We start from the raw sequence: 1,191 nt of genomic DNA on the forward strand, positions 1-1,191 counted from the left end.
TCGGCAGACACCCGTGCCCGCACACGTTGTACGTCCCGACCCGCACCTCCACGACGATGGTGTGACAGCACCGCAACGTAAGGCGCGGCCCCCCTGATCCCCACCCCCCGCCACCACCTACGCTCTCCGGGTAGACCACGGGGTGCGGGATCGGGACGGGGCGCGCGTACCGGCTGCTCCAGACCGGACAAGCTCGCCCGACGAGGGGGGAAGGGGGCGGCATGGACAGCCTCGGACCGGACGATCCGCGCCGTGTCGGCTCGTACCAACTGCTCGGACGGCTCGGCGAGGGCGGCATGGGCCGCGTCTACCTCGCCCGCTCGGACCGTGGCCGGACCGCCGCCGTGAAGCTCGTGAAGGCCGAGCTGGCCCGCCAGCCGGAGTTCCGGCGCCGGTTCACGCAGGAGATCACCGCCGCGCGGCGGGTCGGCGGCGAGTGGACGGCGCCCGTGCTCGACGCCGACACGCAGGCGGCGACGCCGTGGGTGGCCACCGGGTACGTCGCCGGGCCCTCCCTGCACGAGGTCATCGCCCGGGACCACGGCCCGCTGCCCGACACCTCCGTGCGCGCGCTCGCCGGCGGGCTGGCCCGGGCGCTGCAGGCGATCCACGCCGCCGGTCTTGTCCACCGGGACCTCAAGCCGTCCAACATCCTCATCACCATCGACGGGCCGCGCGTCATCGACTTCGGCATCGCCCGCGCGCTGGACTCGGTCACGGCCGCCGGCGACGGGCTCACCCGCACCGGCGCCGTGATCGGCTCCCCCGGCTTCATGTCGCCGGAGCAGGTGCGCGGCGAGCGGGTCACGGCGGCGAGCGACGTGTTCTGCCTGGGCACGGTGCTGGCGTTCGCGGCGACCGGGCGGATGCCGTTCGGCACGGAGGACAGCGGCGCGCACGCGCTGATGTTCCGCATCGCCGCCGAGGAGCCGGAGCTGTCGGGGATCGAGGGCGAGTCGCGTGCGCTGATCGAGCGCTGCCTCGCCAAGGAGCCGGGCGCCCGGCCGCAGGTGGCGGAGCTGGTGGCGCTGACCGAGGAGGCGGCGCAGCTGAAGCCGTGGCTGCCCGGGGCGCTGCTGGAGCTGCTGGCCCGGCGGGCGGTGGAGCTGCTCGACGCGGAGACGCCGTACGCCGCCGGCGGGGGCGACGGCGGCGGGGGTGACGCCGGCGCCGCGCCCGGCCAGGCGTACG

General features: G+C 75.8%; 1 protein-coding gene. It reads left to right on the top strand.

Annotated elements, in window-relative coordinates:
- Positions 1–221: 221 nt before the first annotated feature.
- Positions 222–1,191: serine/threonine-protein kinase (locus ABD317_RS37095; protein WP_344296501.1), on the top strand; the 970-nt coding region annotated here is incomplete at its 3' end.

This window comes from Streptomyces synnematoformans (genome assembly GCF_039531005.1).
Classification (GTDB): Bacteria; Actinomycetota; Actinomycetes; order Streptomycetales; family Streptomycetaceae; genus Streptomyces; species Streptomyces synnematoformans.